Source organism: Pseudoalteromonas sp. 120-MNA-CIBAN-0494, assembly GCF_040308885.1.
GTDB classification, from domain to species: domain Bacteria; phylum Pseudomonadota; class Gammaproteobacteria; order Enterobacterales; family Alteromonadaceae; genus Pseudoalteromonas; species Pseudoalteromonas nigrifaciens.
On sequence record NZ_JBEOOE010000017.1, the window covers coordinates 1 to 14,830 of the forward strand.

General features: G+C 41.0%; 12 protein-coding genes and 1 pseudogene. 8 read left to right on the forward strand and 5 right to left on the reverse strand.

Features of this window, described 5'->3' with window-relative positions:
* Positions 1–301 precede the first annotated feature (301 nt).
* The 6 genes from AAEY55_RS11455 (at position 302) to AAEY55_RS11480 (ending at position 4,932) form a co-directional block, all read left to right on the forward strand.
* The gene (locus tag AAEY55_RS11455; protein WP_197182358.1) at positions 302–778 is read left to right on the forward strand and encodes a hypothetical protein; all 477 of its coding nucleotides are present in this window, start codon (positions 302–304) and stop codon (positions 776–778) included.
* Positions 779–780: 2 nt separating this feature from the next.
* The gene (locus tag AAEY55_RS11460; RefSeq protein WP_350551340.1) at positions 781–1,914 is read left to right on the forward strand and encodes a DUF1570 domain-containing protein; all 1,134 of its coding nucleotides are present in this window, start codon (positions 781–783) and stop codon (positions 1,912–1,914) included.
* An 899-nt stretch (positions 1,915–2,813) separates the two neighbouring features.
* Complete coding sequence (locus AAEY55_RS11465; RefSeq protein WP_011329741.1) at positions 2,814–3,212, forward strand: DUF6088 family protein; 399 nt, start codon at positions 2,814–2,816, stop codon at positions 3,210–3,212.
* Positions 3,202–4,152, forward strand: a complete 951-nt coding sequence (locus tag AAEY55_RS11470) for a nucleotidyl transferase AbiEii/AbiGii toxin family protein (RefSeq protein ID WP_193038940.1) — start codon at positions 3,202–3,204, stop codon at positions 4,150–4,152. Before AAEY55_RS11465 ends, AAEY55_RS11470 begins: the two co-directional genes overlap by 11 nt.
* A gap of 290 nt (positions 4,153–4,442) precedes the next feature.
* Entirely contained in the window at positions 4,443–4,766 is a 324-nt protein-coding gene (locus AAEY55_RS11475) for a helix-turn-helix domain-containing protein (protein WP_086996891.1), read from the forward strand.
* Positions 4,750–4,932, forward strand: coding sequence for a hypothetical protein (locus AAEY55_RS11480; protein ID WP_086996888.1), 183 nt, complete (start codon positions 4,750–4,752; stop codon positions 4,930–4,932). Before AAEY55_RS11475 ends, AAEY55_RS11480 begins: the two co-directional genes overlap by 17 nt.
* 26 nt (positions 4,933–4,958) lie before the next feature.
* Here the strand turns inward: AAEY55_RS11480 and AAEY55_RS11485 are convergent.
* From AAEY55_RS11485 to AAEY55_RS11495, 3 genes and pseudogenes are all read right to left on the reverse strand, one after another.
* Positions 4,959–5,815, reverse strand: a pseudogene (locus tag AAEY55_RS11485) (YecA family protein).
* Positions 5,816–6,290: 475 nt separating this feature from the next.
* Entirely contained in the window at positions 6,291–7,241 is a 951-nt protein-coding gene (locus AAEY55_RS11490) for a glutathione S-transferase family protein (RefSeq protein WP_350551348.1), read from the reverse strand.
* A gap of 77 nt (positions 7,242–7,318) precedes the next feature.
* A complete protein-coding gene (locus AAEY55_RS11495; RefSeq protein WP_011329744.1) occupies positions 7,319–7,774 on the reverse strand; it encodes a DoxX family protein in 456 nt (151 codons plus the stop codon).
* Between the two features lie 144 nt (positions 7,775–7,918).
* Between AAEY55_RS11495 and AAEY55_RS11500 the strand changes: the two genes are divergently transcribed.
* Positions 7,919–8,806: a LysR substrate-binding domain-containing protein gene (locus AAEY55_RS11500; RefSeq protein WP_179808333.1), complete on the forward strand. Its 888-nt coding sequence runs from the start codon at positions 7,919–7,921 to the stop codon at positions 8,804–8,806.
* Between the two features lie 91 nt (positions 8,807–8,897).
* Here AAEY55_RS11500 and AAEY55_RS11505 read toward each other — a convergent pair whose 3' ends face one another.
* Positions 8,898–10,625 (reverse strand): potassium/proton antiporter, encoded by a 1,728-nt coding sequence (locus AAEY55_RS11505; RefSeq protein WP_350551352.1) that lies wholly within the window; start codon positions 10,623–10,625, stop codon positions 8,898–8,900.
* Positions 10,626–11,213: 588 nt separating this feature from the next.
* Here AAEY55_RS11505 and gshA point away from each other — a divergent pair.
* Positions 11,214–12,731, forward strand: coding sequence for a glutamate--cysteine ligase (gene gshA / locus AAEY55_RS11510; protein WP_011329747.1), 1,518 nt, complete (start codon positions 11,214–11,216; stop codon positions 12,729–12,731).
* A gap of 527 nt (positions 12,732–13,258) precedes the next feature.
* On the opposite strand, the gene AAEY55_RS11515 is transcribed toward gshA, so the two are convergent.
* Positions 13,259–14,824 carry a cell surface protein gene (locus tag AAEY55_RS11515; protein ID WP_350551355.1) on the reverse strand — a complete coding sequence of 522 codons (1,566 nt, stop codon included), beginning with the start codon at positions 14,822–14,824 and terminating at the stop codon, positions 13,259–13,261.
* Positions 14,825–14,830 lie beyond the last annotated feature (6 nt).

Sequence of the window (14,830 nt, forward strand, 5' to 3'; positions counted from 1 at the left end):
TCGGGGCGCTGTGAGATTCCAAAGAGAGGCCGGCGTTTGCCTTTCTTTGGTTGCCGTCGCCAACGCGACATATAACTCAAATTTGCAATTTGAAAGCCCAAGTGCGAGGTAAACTCCCGCCTACAATTCAAAAGTTGCGCTTTTGGCGTCAGCAAACTTAACGCCTACAAAATTACTTTTACTATTGCGCTAAAGCACGACTTAGTAATTCCCCTAAACTATCTGTTTCTATTTTATATCCAATCCCTTATATTCACTCTAGGAGCTCAAAGGAAGAAAGCACTCAATTTAAGGATAAATAATGATTAAATGGATTTTATTGATACTACTTGCCATATTTACAACGTTACCTCAAGCATACGAATCCTACTCACAAAGTCGCTGCGACAGAATTGAAAAAGAACGTGAAACAATACGTTCACGGTTGCGTCAAGGCTATAGAGTGAAAGAAGGTGAGCGATTAAAAGCACGATTCAAATCTTTATTTGAAGAACTTGCAAAGCATTGTGATAACCCCAAACAAACCAATCGAACACATCAACGATCTTCCGTTTATAGCACTAGTAATAACGCGTTATTACACACAAGAATGCCGAATATGCAATTTTATAGTGATAGCTATAACGACCCAGGTAAGCTTAAAGCTTGGTCTGAGTTTTATACTTTACCTAAACGTTGCCGAGCTAAGGGAATGGAGTCATCCGATTTTGTATGGTGCAGTGAGTACCGCGGTGAGCAAAAACGATTATTTGAAGAGCAGTGGAATAAGCGGCCATAAATATGTTAAACACACAATGGCGAGTGCTATTTGTATTTATTGTGCTGTTAATTGCATCGGCACTTATTGCTAATCATTTAACAGGACGGGTATTTAATTATCATGATCCTATTGGCAGTGTTAGGGCTATTTACGATGATATAAAAATTAAAATCGAAATGGCTGAAGAGTCTGAACTAACCGCTATTAAAACGATTGCCGCTCCGTCATTTTCTTCTAAAACTGCAATGCAAAACCATTTACCACAAGCCGACACTACGCGTTGTGTAGATGTATCATTAGGTAAAGTTAAATATAAGCGTAATGGCAATATTTACACCTGGACAGATAGCAATGGCGTACCACATTTTAGTGATAAAAAGCCTGACTTTGAGGTAGCAACACTCGACACAGATTTTGTTGAGCCGCTTGATTACTTTGAATTAACGCTACATGCAGCTAACTTACCGCCATCGTTTACTGAAGAGTTACGTATAAAGCTCAATACTGTTTTTAAGGTGTATGGCCAAATTATAGGTGTTGATGCATTAAAAAAAGTAAGGTTAAATTTAACTGTATTTGCAACACGAAGAAGCTATGAGCAAGCAATTAAACTGCGCGGGGCCGATCCAACAAACACCGATGGTATGTATTTTCATTCTACCAACTCAGCTTTAATAAATTATAGAAATGAGCAAAGTGCTATGCGCACAGCGGTACACGAAGCGGTGCATGCGGTTAACAAAGCAATATTAGGCTCGACTCCTCGCTGGCTCAATGAGGGGTTAGCTGAGTATTTTGAATATACCAAAAACAGCATGCAACTAGTTAGTGTTGAGCCACATCCTGGCTGGGTAAATAATAAGCGCGTAGCGCAAAGTGTTTTTACTATTAATTGGTTGATAGGTTTAGATGACACGTGGCAAACAGGCGATGACACTAAACTTTATGCGAGCAGTTGGGCTGCTATATATTTTTTGATGGATTCTAATAAAGGCAAACAGTTTTTAAAAAGCATCATGCTAGCCGAGCAAAAATCGCCATGCAGTAAACTCACTGCAGCAGAGTTAAAAAATATGCTGTATCAGCATTTTCCGCAATTGGATAAAGACTATAGACAATGGTTGAAAACCCCATTTAGAAAACAGAGTTTTTAAGGAGTTATGCAAAGCACTACGCGAATTAAACTCGGATCTAAAAACAAAGCGCGAGGTAAACTCCCGCCTACAATTTGAAGGCTGACGCTGAGATATTTCCCCGTGATCACACCCGAAATTGAATTAATGATGAGTAATAGCTGCGCATGGCGGAATTTTGTTCCCGACAAATTCCAAGTACCTAAATCCCTTTAGGCAATGCGCGATAAAGCGTAGCTTGGCCACGGATGGCCTATCTACGCTGGTTACGTTCATATCATTAATTTAAATTGAGGAAGCAGTGTGATCCTCGGGGCGCCGTGGGGTTCCAAGGGGCGGTCGGCGGTATCCGTCCCTTGGTTGCCGTCGCCAACGCGACATCTATAAATAAAGGCGTCGAGCGCCGAGTATCGGGCATCGAGCCAAGAGCTTCAAATTATTAAAAGCTGCGCTTTTCGAGTCAACAAGCTGCACGCCTACAGTAAAATTTAAAGACCGCTGCTAAGACAATACTCCCGTGCTCACACCTGAAATTGAATTAATGATGAGTAATTTACAGCATGGATGCTGTTAAAAAGCGTAGCTAGGCCACGGATGGCCTATCTACGCTGGTTACGTTCATATCATTAATTACAATTGAGGAAACAGTGTGATCCTCGGGGCGCTGTGAGATTCCAAAGAGAGGCCGGCGTTTGCCTTTCTTTGGTTGCCGTCGCCAACGCGACATATAACTAATACTTGCAATTAAAAGCCTAAACGCGAGGTAAACTCTTGCCTACAATTTAAAAGCTAGGCTTTTCGCGTCAGCAAATTAAGTGTTGATAGCTACCTTACCCAATCTATTATTAAATGTCGTATGTTTGCGTTGTTAAGGTGTCGTATATTTGCTATATTTAATACAAGAAACGAGGGTATTTATTATGACAATAGCAAGTAAAGTAACAACAAGAATAAACCGCTCAAAGCGTTATGTTTTTGATCGTGCTGATTTTGCAGATATTGCTGGTTACGACCAAGTTGGCCGGGTATTAAAAAAGCTGGTTGATAATGGTCATTTATTGCGTATTGGTTATGGGCTTTACACTAAAGCGAGAGAAAATCGCATTACGGGTAAGTTAATGCCTGCATCGCCTGCGGGAGCTGATGGTGTTATATTAGAAGCGATTGAAAAGCTAGGTGTTGACTACAAATTTGATGAGTTTTCACAACGTAGTATCAATGGTGAAAGCTTGCAAATTCCAGCGTCTCTGAAAATAATTACAAATAATCGCTTTAAACGCAAAATTGTCGTAAATAATAGTGCTATTAATGCTAATTGATAGTGACCTGTTTTTAGATGTTGCCGATGCTCTTGGTATGGGTAACCCTGCTATTGTTGAAAAAGATTATTATGTTGTTGCATTACTAAAACTACTTTCTGAATTGTCTTTTGATACGCACTTATTGGTTTTTTCTGGTGGTACCGCATTAACAAAGTCGGGCATTAAAACTCATCGAATGTCTGAAGACATTGATATTAAAATCATACCTACAGATGTGTTTGCTAATATTTCAAAAACACAAAAAAGAAAGGCTAGGAAAGAGTTACATCTTCAATTACTTAATGCCATTAGTCTGCACAACTCTTTTTCGGTAGAAAACCGCCCTACTATTTATGATGAATATCGTTATCAACAAATTGATATACGTTATCCTCAAGCACATTCAAAAGTTCCATGCCTAAGGCCGTTTATTAAGTTAGAGCTGATAGAGACCTTGCTTTATGATCAAGTAGTGAGTAGAGATATATGTTCTTTAATGAATGAGGTCACTCAAAAGCCTCCTGAAGTTGCGCTAATGGGGTTTTCGAGTATTAAGAGTACACAAGCGGAAAAGCTAGTCTCTATGTTGAGGCGAACAGCAAGTTTTGCGCGCGATAATATAAGAGATGATGATCCTGCATTAATACGCCATATTTATGATACGTATTATATTCAACAAGCTGGGCTTGCGAGTGCTTCTGGCGTAATGTCTTTGGTAAGTAAAGTTATTGCGGAAGACTTAACGCGTTACTCAAACCAACACGCTGAATTTATGAAAAGTCCGATTGCTGAACTGAAGTTTGGCTTAAGCTTACTACAAACCAATACATTATATGAAGAACGCTTTAACAAATATGTAGTACCTATGGTTTATGGGAATAATAGCCTTAATTGGCAGCAAGCATTTGATGTATTTAAGTTATATTGCAATCAAGTGTTAAATAACATAAAGCTTTAACTGCTGTCGCCAACGCGACATATAACTCAAATTTGCAATTTAAAAGCCCAAGCGCGAGGTAAACTCCTGCCTACAATTTAAAAGCTGCGCTTTTCGCGTCAGCAAGCTCAACGCCTACGGTAATCTATACTTTACTTAAGGGTCTAAAACTAATTCAAATGAGTCATAAGTAAACTTTAGGTTACTTATGGTTTCCTGCCTGATTAATTACAACTAAAAGTAAACTTAATTTGACTTTTAATAGCTGTATTCTAATATAAAGCATATAAGTAAACTGTAGTTGACCTTTAATGAGTAACCCCCCTGTAAAAAAAACACTTGGAAGAGTGGTTAAACACACTGAAATGCCTGATTTATCTAAGTCATTTTCGTCAGTGTTACTCGCTGAAGCGATCACTTCAAAGCGAACCGGTATGAAGCTTACGCTAGTTGATGTATCGCAAGCACTAAACATTTCGAAGCCTACGCTGATAAAAATAGAAAAAGGTGATGTTAATGTGCAGTTTTTTAATGTGCTTAAAGTGATGGAGTACTTGGGATTGTCGTTTAGCCTTGTTAGTGATGACGCGTCGCACCACAATAATAAAGAGGTGAACGATGAGCAGTGGTATTAAACAAAATAGGTTAGACGTGTTTATTGGTCATACGCAGAAGATAGGTGCGATAACTCTTGATATAGGCTCTGAAAATGAAATGTTAATTGATAGTGACCTGTTTTTAGATGTTGCCGTAAAAATCAGTAATGAGGCAATTAGCTATACTATTCGCCTCATTGTGTGAGGCGAATAATAATTGTATGTGTGGTACTAAATTGCAAACTGAAAGGTTTGCGTTAGCAATGGCTGTATATTGGCATTTCCCCTACGCTTTGGATCGATGCTAACAAATCCCCAAAATTCTAAAAAGCGATTGATGAATCGAGATTCAATCAGTCTGCCTAATAGCTCACTCGGACTTGAGTATTGAGACGCTGGAGCGTGACTAAGTAACGCCAATTGTATTGCATGATGGCGGCTTCGAGCATAGGGAGGTAAAAAGCATTAATCCCCTGGGTTTGATACAGCTTTTGCACCGATTTTTTAATATGAAAATGGCCACTTTTATAGTAAATAATACCGGCAACATCAGCCAAAGTACGCGTGTAGTGTAGGGCGTTAAACTTATCTTCGTTACTGCCTGCAAATTCAATAATACTGATATGGATGGGGTATTTAGAAACAGCAAAGTTAGGTAGTAGCTCAGAGGCTTGTTTGACTAATTTAGCAGGTAAATTGCCTTTAGCCGTTGCTTTAATTGAGCCGCCTTGTTGCATGGCTTCAGTAAAAATTAATGCTAAATAGCTCATCACTGGGCTACTTGATAAATCTGCTGGAGTATTAAAAGTAACTTTTGTTAATTCGTTGAACGGGGCATAGAGCCAATTAGATATTTGCGTTGGGCAAAGCCCGCAAAAATCACTATCGGCTTGGTTGTTTCGCGCAGCTATTGTTTGTTCTGCGACAAGGTTTAGCTCATCTAAACTTAACTCTGGATTCATGGCTAAAGTTTGCGTTATGTCATCAAATATTTGTGCATGCTGTTTAGTAGATACAGTGTTCATACAACAATGTTTGTGCTTTTTGCCACTGCCACATGGGCAGGGATCATTTCGTCCTAGTTTCATTTATTAGCTCGTTCTGCGCAATATGGGTTTAGTGTTACATCATTATATTTGTTAGTAAATAAAAGCTACGAGCAGAGGGCTAACTGGAAACTGACCGTGGATTGTTTTTTCTCTAAAGCGCAGCGCCTCATACCCTCTTTGTGAATAGGCTTTTAATATAAAATGCGCGGCATAAAGCCTCGCCTACAACAATTTGAACAAAGAGAATAAAATGAGGAGTAAATGAGTAGACAGAAAACACATCGTTTTTGGCGTTGTTATTTCTCTAAAAGCACAGCGCTTCATACCCTGTTTGTGAATAGGTTTTTAATATAAAATGCGCGGCATAAAGCCTCGCCTACAACAATTTGCACAAAGCGCAGCGCCTCACCTCCTCTTTGTGAATAAATGGGCTTAAATACTTGTGCACAAAGAGCAGGCAATGAGGGTGAATGAGTAGCGCTAGGGTTGATAGCGCCCACAGCTAGCAAATTTATTAATATTGGCGGTCGCGATTGTGCGGTTGCTCAAATTGTGTTTTAGGCCCTAGCGGTACTACGCCGGTGGGGTTAATAGTTTTGTGGCTGGCGTAGTAGTGTATTTTGGTGTATTCCAAGTCAATGGTGTCTTTAATACCCGGTACTTGGTACAGCTCAGTGACATAGTTATATAGGTTAGGGTATTCACTAATTTTTTGCTGATTACACTTAAAGTGGCCATGATACACAGCGTCAAAGCGCACTAAAGTAGTAAATAAGCGCCAATCGGCTTCGGTAATTTGCTCACCAACTAAGTAGCGCTGTGTAGCTAGGCGTTGCTCTAACCAGTCTAGGCTTTCGAATAATGCATGGTAAGCGCTGTTATAAGCACTTTGCGTGGTGGCAAAGCCTGCTTTATATACGCCGTTATTTACCGTGTTGTAAATGCGCTCGTTTACGCTGTCGATTTCTGCTTGTAGTGCTTGCGGGTAGTAGTCGTCGGTGTTGCCGGTTAGCTCGTTAAACGCGGTATTTAAAATACGCATGATGTCCGATGATTCGTTATTAACTATGGTATGGGTTTTTTTATCCCATAAAATAGGAATAGTGGCGCGGCCTTCGTAATTGGCATCGGCTTTTAAATACAATTGGTAGGCGTAATCTAGGTTATAAAGCGGATCGCCGTGCTCACCAAATTCCCAGCCATTTTCGAGCATTTCGGGCTTTACTACGCTAAGTGTAATTACGTTTTCGAGTTGCTTTAATTTACGCATTATCATGGTGCGGTGTGCCCATGGGCAAGCTAGCGACACATATAAATGGTAACGTCCCGCTTCGGGTTTAAATTGGCTATCGGCGGCGTTTGAAATTTGTTGGGTAAAGCGGCTTGCTTGGCGCTCAAACCTACCACCCGATTTTTTTGTGTCGTACCATTGGTCAACCCATTTTCCGTCTACGATTAATCCCATTATTAACTCCTTAATGTGCTGTAAATGCATAAACACACACCGCATAGCTATGCGGTGTGTGTTTTAAATAACTAATATTACGCTTTGTTTAAGTTACGGTTAATTACGTTATCAAGTGAGAATTTACCGCCACCTTGGATAACTAAAGCCAGTGTGATTGCTAATAGCGCTAGGCCAAATTCGTAACCGTTGTTGCTCATAAATAAGCCGTTATCAATGTGAGTGGTAAATATAGCCACAACCATAGTAATAGCCAGTACAAAGCTAGCAGGTCTTGTTAGTAGGCCAACAATTAAAAATAAGCCACCAAAAAATTCTGCACTACCTGCCATTAAGGCCATTAAAAACCCTGGTGCTAGGCCAATTGATTCCATCCATTGTCCTGTGCCTTCTAAGCCATAACCACCAAACCATGCAAATAATTTTTGCGCCCCGTGAGCGGCAAAAATAATACCTGCAATAACGCGCAGTGGTACTGTAGCCAGTGATTGTTCAGTTTTAGTGATAACGTTAGCAATATTTTTAATAGTCATAATTTTTACCCTTGTTGATGTTAAGTAAGTATGTTTAATTGAGTATGTAGCCATTGTAGTTGTTGTTTTGTAATTAAATAATGCCTATTATTTGCTTGATATGTTCAAATAATTTGAATAGTTGTTATTTGGATGAAAAAAACCATGAGTACACCTCCTATTAGTATTGAAGCGTTACTGGTGCTTGACGCTATTGAGCATCGTGGCAGTTATGCGGCAGCCGCAGAGCAATTAAATAAAGTACCTTCGGCGCTGTCCTACATAGTACAAAAACTAGAAGAGCAATTAAACGTGACTTTGTTTCAGCGTCAGGGACGTCGTGCTGTGCTAACTCCTGCGGGCAAACATTTACTGACCGAGGGGTGCAAGTTGCTTTTGGCGATTAATTCATTGTCGGAGCAAACACAAACAATTGCGAATGGCTGGGAGCCAAAAATTCGTATTGCTTTTGACTCGATTATTGATATAAAACCGATATTTACCAGTATAGAGCAGTTTTTAGCAGAGCATGAAAATATTGAAATAGATGTACAAGAACAGGTAATGAACGGCAGCTGGGAAGTGCTGATTGAAGATAAAGTTGATTTAGTTATTGGCGCGCCGTCGCCAGTGCCGAACCAAAAAGGCATTCGCGCGGTTAAAATAGATGAGTATCAAAGTGTACTTGTGGTAAATAGCACGCACCCGTTAGCAACGCAGCAGCAACCACTCGATATGAGTAGCCTTGCTCAGTACCGCAGTGTGATAGTACACGACTCTGCAGAGCAAGAAATTCCATGGTCGGCAAATATAATAGAGGGCACCCAGCGCTTTTTTGTTAGCTCTGTTGCGCAAAAAATTGCGGCTATTATTGCCGGTATAGGTATTGGTTATTTACCCAAGCGTTTAATTGAGCAGTATATAGGGTCGGGGCAGTTAGTGGAGGTAAAGCTAACCGAGCAACGACCTTGCCAAGATCTATTTATTGCCTGGAAAATAACTAATAAAGGTAAAGGGTTGCAACGACTTACCTCACTGTTACTACAACCTTAACGTTGCGCTTTTAAAGCTAACAGCCGTGTAAGGCTGTTAGCTAATAGCTGTATTAAATGTAATTTACTACTTAAAAGCCATGGTAAGCTCTTTATTCTTCTAGGCTTTCATCTAGGGTAATTATAATACCAACGGTAATAATACGGTCGCCAACCATTTCACAAATAGTGAGTTTTACGTCATCAAGTTCAATAAAGTCATCTACCTTAGGTAAGCTGTTTAGCGAGGTTTTTAGTACTTGCTCTAGCGTATCGTTTGGTTCAGCAGCAATATGAATATCGTAAGAATAGGCTATGCTGGCTACGCTGGTATTGCCTTTAACTCTTAGCTCTTTTGCCGAAAGCTCGGTAATATCTTGATCAATCGTGCTTGAAAAAACACAGTCAACAAACTCGCGGGTATGCGGTTTTAGTACCATAAATAGCTGATCGTCTGCCTGTAATAACGTAGAGCCGCGCGGGGCAATAATATTATTATTACGACTGATCATTGCCATTACTGTGCTATCGGGTAGTGCTAATTGCGATAAACGACGGCCAACAGCGCGTGACATTTTGCCTATGGTGTATTCAACAATATCGGCGTCAACATCGCCTAAAGCAGTGATCTCTAACGTGGCTGCGGGAGTCACTGGCGGTGGTAAAGTAAGCTTTAGTTTGCGGGCCATTAAAGCAAGCGTTGAGCCTTGCAGTGTGGCTGAAATTAACACCACAAAAAATACTACGTTAAATATGAGTTCGGCGCCAGGCAGGCCAAACATAAGAGGAAATATTGCTAAAATAATAGGGACTGAGCCGCGTAGCCCAACCCAAGACACTAAGGTGATTTCACGCGCTTTAAAACCAAATAGCGCTAACACCGGAATAACCGCCAAAGGGCGAGCAATAAATATAAGCACTAATGCAATGATCAGTCCCTCAAACCACACATCTAATAACGAGGTTGGGTTTATTAATAAGCCCAACACCACGAACATGGTAATTTGACCTAACCAAGCTAACCCGTCGTGGAATAAAAACGTACTGCGCTGAAACACAAAACGGCTGTTGCCAATAACCACACCGGTAATAAATACCGCTAAAAACCCGCTACCACCAATGTTTGCGGTAATACCAAATGAGAATAAACCACACGCAGCAACCAATACCGGATACAAACCGGTAGCAACTAATTGAATTTTATTAATTAATTTAACAGAGCTCCAACCCACGGCTAAGCCGACTAATGCGCCTAAGCCCATTTGTGATACAAACATGAGTAATAGGCCTGTGCCTAGCTTCATGTCGTTTACCAGAACCTCTAGTAAGCCTACGGTTAAAAATATTGCCATGGGGTCGTTTGAGGCACTTTCTATTTCGAGGGTGGCTTTTAGTTTGGTGTTTAAATGAATACCGGCATTACGCAGTAGCGCAAATACGGCTGCGGCATCGGTTGAGCCTACAATAGCGCCAAACAATAAGCCTTGTAGCAAAGGAATATCAAGCATGTATGCGGCAGCAACTCCAGTTACTGCGCTGGTAATTAGTACCCCAAGGGTGGCCAACACGGAGGCGGGTTTCCAGACTTTTTTTATCGCTTTTAAGGGCGTTTGCAAACCGCCATCAAATAATATCATTGCTAATGCGAGCGTACCTAAAGAATGCGCCGCTGCTGCATTGTCAAAAAATATGCCTCCGGGGCCATCTTCACCAGCGAGCATACCGACCATTAAAAACATTACCAGTACAGGCAAACCGAGACGAGCTGATAATTTACTGGATACAATACCCAGTAAAATTAATACCGCGGCTAACAATATTATTTGATCAATCAAAAACATATATTATTCTCATTTGTAGCTAAGGGCTGGGTTAGGTCGTTATTGTAAGTTATGCACTAGAGCATGGGATAGTAGTTACTCTGCTGCTAAGTATGAACTGGTTTTCATTTTTTAATAGGTAAAATAATAAGCGATAATAAACATGGGTTTGTTTACACAAAAATGTTTTTAGCTTTTGAAATTGTAGCATTATTCTCATTAAATAGGGAGGGCCAGCGTTATAAATAGCAGGTATTAGTAATCTGCTAAAAACTTGCCAAGCTCGGTGTTAAAGGGCCATTTTTAGATGTCATTTTAGCTCGCGCTTTAGGTTTAATATTTACAGTGAGAGTTTTGGGTCAACTTAGCCGCTTTAGTTTTTAACCTTTTAGATTGCTTTTTAAATTTGCACTTCGCCTTTGGCACTATTACCACTTAGTAAAAGTCATTTACACAATGAGGGGATTATTTATTAATGCATAAGAAATATAATGCTCTACTTATTTTTACTAGCACAGTCATCGTATGCCTAGGTTAAGGCGCGAAAGCAGCACAAGTAAAAAGGATCAGGGAAACTTCCTGATTAACTGAATTATTACAGAGGTTTTTATGACGTTATCCCTAACTCCACGCCTAACACAGTTAGCCAATGCTGATTTGATCCAACCATTGGCACATATTAAAAGGGGTATCGAAAAGGAAGCTTTACGAGTAACTACAGATGGTTTGTTGGCACAAAACCCTCATCCTTATAATTTAGGCTCGGCGCTAACTCATCCTCATATCACTACAGATTACTCAGAGTCGTTATTGGAGTTTATTACCCCAGCAGTTGAAAGTATTGATGACACACTCGACTTTTTACAACAATTGCACCGTTATACTGCCACTGAACTAACCGCGCAAAATATATGGCCAGCAAGTATGCCGTGTGCGCTTCAAGGTAATGATAGTGTGCCTATTGCTCAATATGGTAGCTCGGTGCAAGGACAAATGAAGCACACTTATCGTCGTGGGCTAGATATGCGCTACGGGCGTATTATGCAAAGTATTGCGGGTATTCATTTTAATTTTTCATTACCGGATAGCTTTTGGCAGGGGTATCAAACTCTACAGGGTAACCAAGACTCGCTTGCTGATTTTCGTTCTGCTCAGTATTTTGCGCTGATCCGTAACTTTCGTCGCTATGGTTGGTTATTGCTTTATTTATTTGGTGCATCTCCTGCGTTAAGCCGCTCGTTTGTTGATGGCCGCGCGCATCAGTTAGCCAGTTTGGGCAGCGATACGCTTTATATGCCTTATGCAACTTCGTTGCGAATGAGTGGTTTTGGCTATCAAAACGATGCCCAAGCGAGTTTAAATGTAAGTACCAATAACTTAGCTGAATATAGCCGCGATTTAACACAAGCGCTTCACACGCCACATGCACCTTATACGCGTATAGGGGTTGAGGTAAATGGTGAAAAACGTCAGCTAAACGATAATATTTTACAAATTGAAAACGAATACTACAGCGATATTCGCCCTAAACGTGTTACTCACGCGGGTGAAACACCACTGCAGGCTATGAACGATCGCGGGGTTGAATACATAGAAGTACGTAATCTCGATATTAACCCCATGTTGGCGCTAGGTATTGATGACACTCAAATTCGCTTTTTAGATACATTTTTACTGTTTTGCTTATTACAAGATAGCCCAGAAATTGGCGAGCAAGAACAACAGCGCTTGGCACGCAATCATACCCGTGTGACCGAGCAGGGGCGATGCCCTGATTTACTGCTAGAAACTGCTAATGGTGAGCTTAGTCGCAGTGCTTGGAGCGAACAGCTATTTGCAGAGCTAGATGCTATAGCAGAGTTACTTGATCAAGCTGGTAGCGGCTACAGTGAGGCGATACAACACTACAAGCCATTATTACAACAGCCAGAGCTAACTCCGTCGGGGCTTATGTTGACGCAGCTTGTCGCTAATAATCAGGATCACAGTGATTGGGTAGGGCAGCGCGCCACTGAGCTCACTGCACAATGGAAAAAAATGCCACTGAGCGCAGCACAAAGCGATTACTTTAAACAGCTTGTAAGCTCATCACACGCAGAGCAGCAAAAGTTAGAGGGTAAGGTTTAGCAAAAGAGCAGCTTTTAGGTGTCGGGCTTTAGCTTTTAGATAGATGATACGACCCCGATAAAGTAAACCGCACTAGGGTCGTATCAAGGTCAATACGCCCTATCAAGCTTGGTACTTGGATTTACTTGTAGGTGCGATTTTATATCGCACTTTTTACAATTAAGCCTCAACCCCTAGCCGAAATTAATAAACCACAACTATAAAAGTAAACCCCAAATGAGCCAATACACTTTTTGAAATTTATTCACAAAGAGGAGGTGAGGCGCTGCGCTTTTAGAGGAATAACAATGCCAAGAACGATATATTTTATGTCTACTCATTTACCCTCATTGTCTGCTCTTTGTGCAAATTGTTGTAGGCGAGGCTTTATGCCGCGCATTTTATATTAAAAACCTATTCACAAAAAGGGTATGAAGCGCTGTGCTTTTAGAGAAATAACAACGCCAAAAACGATGTGTTTTCTGTCTACTCATTTACTCCTCATTTTATATTGGCACTTAACTTACCAATGTATAAAACCTTTAACTCTATTCTTTAGTTTGCATATTTTTAGCACGCTGCTCGGCTTCGATCAGGGCTTGAGATTTAGGTTCACGTTTTTTCTCTGCTATTTTAGGTTTTACCGATGAATTTGGATCCCAGCTATCATCCAGCGATAGGTTAGCAAATGGGTTGCTGTTGTCTATTTGCACATTTTGCTCTTTAGGCTCAGCTACTGGTTCTGGCTGTTGGTTTGTATCTGCTTTTATTACAGGCTTTGCTTTACTACCTGGTAGCGGTGCATCGGGATCGAAAGTACGTACTTCGGGCTCTTTAAATTCGTGCTCGGTATTAAATGAAGTTGCTTGCTCTGTGGTGCTGTTTACAGGGGGGTGTATATTCGTTGTTGGTTGCTGCGCAATAATTGGCTCTGGGCTGATATTGGCGGGCTCAATTGCATTTTGAGCTGGCGTTTGATCATTAATTGCTGCTGGCGCTTGTTGAGTAACCTGTTGTTGGCGCTGCTTTTTAGTAGGCAGTGGTGCATCGGGATCGAACATGCGTACTTCTGGCTCGGCAAAGTCGCTGGCATTTTTTATTCGCTCTAAGGTGTTTTTAGCCGCGGCTTCAAACTCTGCGGTATTGGGCTCTGCTTTTGTTTTTGTTTTGGGTTTTTCATTACTAAATGTTGTATTTGTTGTTTTAGCTACGGTTTCTGGCTCGCTAGTACTTGCTTGTGGTTTTGCCAGCGCGGCATCAATTTGCTGCATTGAAACAGATTCTGCCGCAATTTGTGCTGTTGTCGTATTTTGCGTATTTACGGCGCTAGGGCTTGGCTTAGCTGCCGATTTAACTACTGATTTAACTGCTGGTTTAACTACTGGTTTAGGAGCGGGTGTGGTAACAGCTGGGCTCGTTGGCAGTACTGTTGCCACCTCAGAATTACTTTGTTTAGAGCGGCGCATACGTACTAAAACCATTACCCCAATAAGTACTATTAGCAATAATAATAAGCTAGGTAGCAGTAGTGAAGCGGCGCTTTCGGTATTTGGTTTTGATACTGGCGTAGGTTTTATATTTGCCGGCTTTTGTGCTGCTGCGATGGGCTCTGCGCTTATTTCTGTCGTGTTTGTCTGTGTACTTTTAGCTGCCGGATTTTTTATATCAGTGCTTTTTACATCAGTACTTTTTATATCTGAGCTTTTTACATTAGTAACGGGTTCATCAGTTGTTACTTGGCTTGTTTGACTAGGGCTTGCTTGTAACTCGGTATTAATACTCGCGGTATTGTCTGCCTCAGAGTGTGTTTTTAAAGGCTCAACAATAGGCGCTTTAACCGGCTCAGTAATAGGCTCGGGCAGTGCCTTCTGCGGCTCTGGATCATTAACAATAGCATGTGGCTTAGGTTTTGGCTGAGTTGGTGTTACTACCGGCTTATTGCAATTTTTATTATAGTCGCGCGCGGCATTGCGGTAGCTGCGGCCCGTTTTGTTATTACTGTGCTGCTGCATTTCTTGTTTTATAAGTATGCACATAGCTTGGTTATAGGCTGCGCTATTAAAGCTATAAAATAGGGCAACACAAAGGGTCAGGCGTGTGAGTATTTTTATCATAAAGTT

Bases quoted from the DNA above. Each gene is read 5' to 3' on its own strand.
- AAEY55_RS11460 (WP_350551340.1), top strand. From the start codon at position 781: ATGTTAAACACACAATGGCGAGTGCTATTTGTATTTATTGTGCTGTTA.
- gshA (WP_011329747.1), top strand. From the start codon at position 11,214: ATGACGTTATCCCTAACTCCACGCCTAACACAGTTAGCCAATGCTGAT.
- AAEY55_RS11480 (WP_086996888.1), top strand. From the start codon at position 4,750: ATGAGCAGTGGTATTAAACAAAATAGGTTAGACGTGTTTATTGGTCAT.
- AAEY55_RS11495 (WP_011329744.1), bottom strand. From the start codon at position 7,774: ATGACTATTAAAAATATTGCTAACGTTATCACTAAAACTGAACAATCA.
- AAEY55_RS11490 (WP_350551348.1), bottom strand. From the start codon at position 7,241: ATGGGATTAATCGTAGACGGAAAATGGGTTGACCAATGGTACGACACA.
- AAEY55_RS11475 (WP_086996891.1), top strand. From the start codon at position 4,443: ATGAGTAACCCCCCTGTAAAAAAAACACTTGGAAGAGTGGTTAAACAC.
- AAEY55_RS11505 (WP_350551352.1), bottom strand. From the start codon at position 10,625: ATGTTTTTGATTGATCAAATAATATTGTTAGCCGCGGTATTAATTTTA.
- AAEY55_RS11465 (WP_011329741.1), top strand. From the start codon at position 2,814: ATGACAATAGCAAGTAAAGTAACAACAAGAATAAACCGCTCAAAGCGT.
- AAEY55_RS11500 (WP_179808333.1), top strand. From the start codon at position 7,919: ATGAGTACACCTCCTATTAGTATTGAAGCGTTACTGGTGCTTGACGCT.
- AAEY55_RS11455 (WP_197182358.1), top strand. From the start codon at position 302: ATGATTAAATGGATTTTATTGATACTACTTGCCATATTTACAACGTTA.
- AAEY55_RS11515 (WP_350551355.1), bottom strand. From the start codon at position 14,824: ATGATAAAAATACTCACACGCCTGACCCTTTGTGTTGCCCTATTTTAT.
- AAEY55_RS11470 (WP_193038940.1), top strand. From the start codon at position 3,202: ATGCTAATTGATAGTGACCTGTTTTTAGATGTTGCCGATGCTCTTGGT.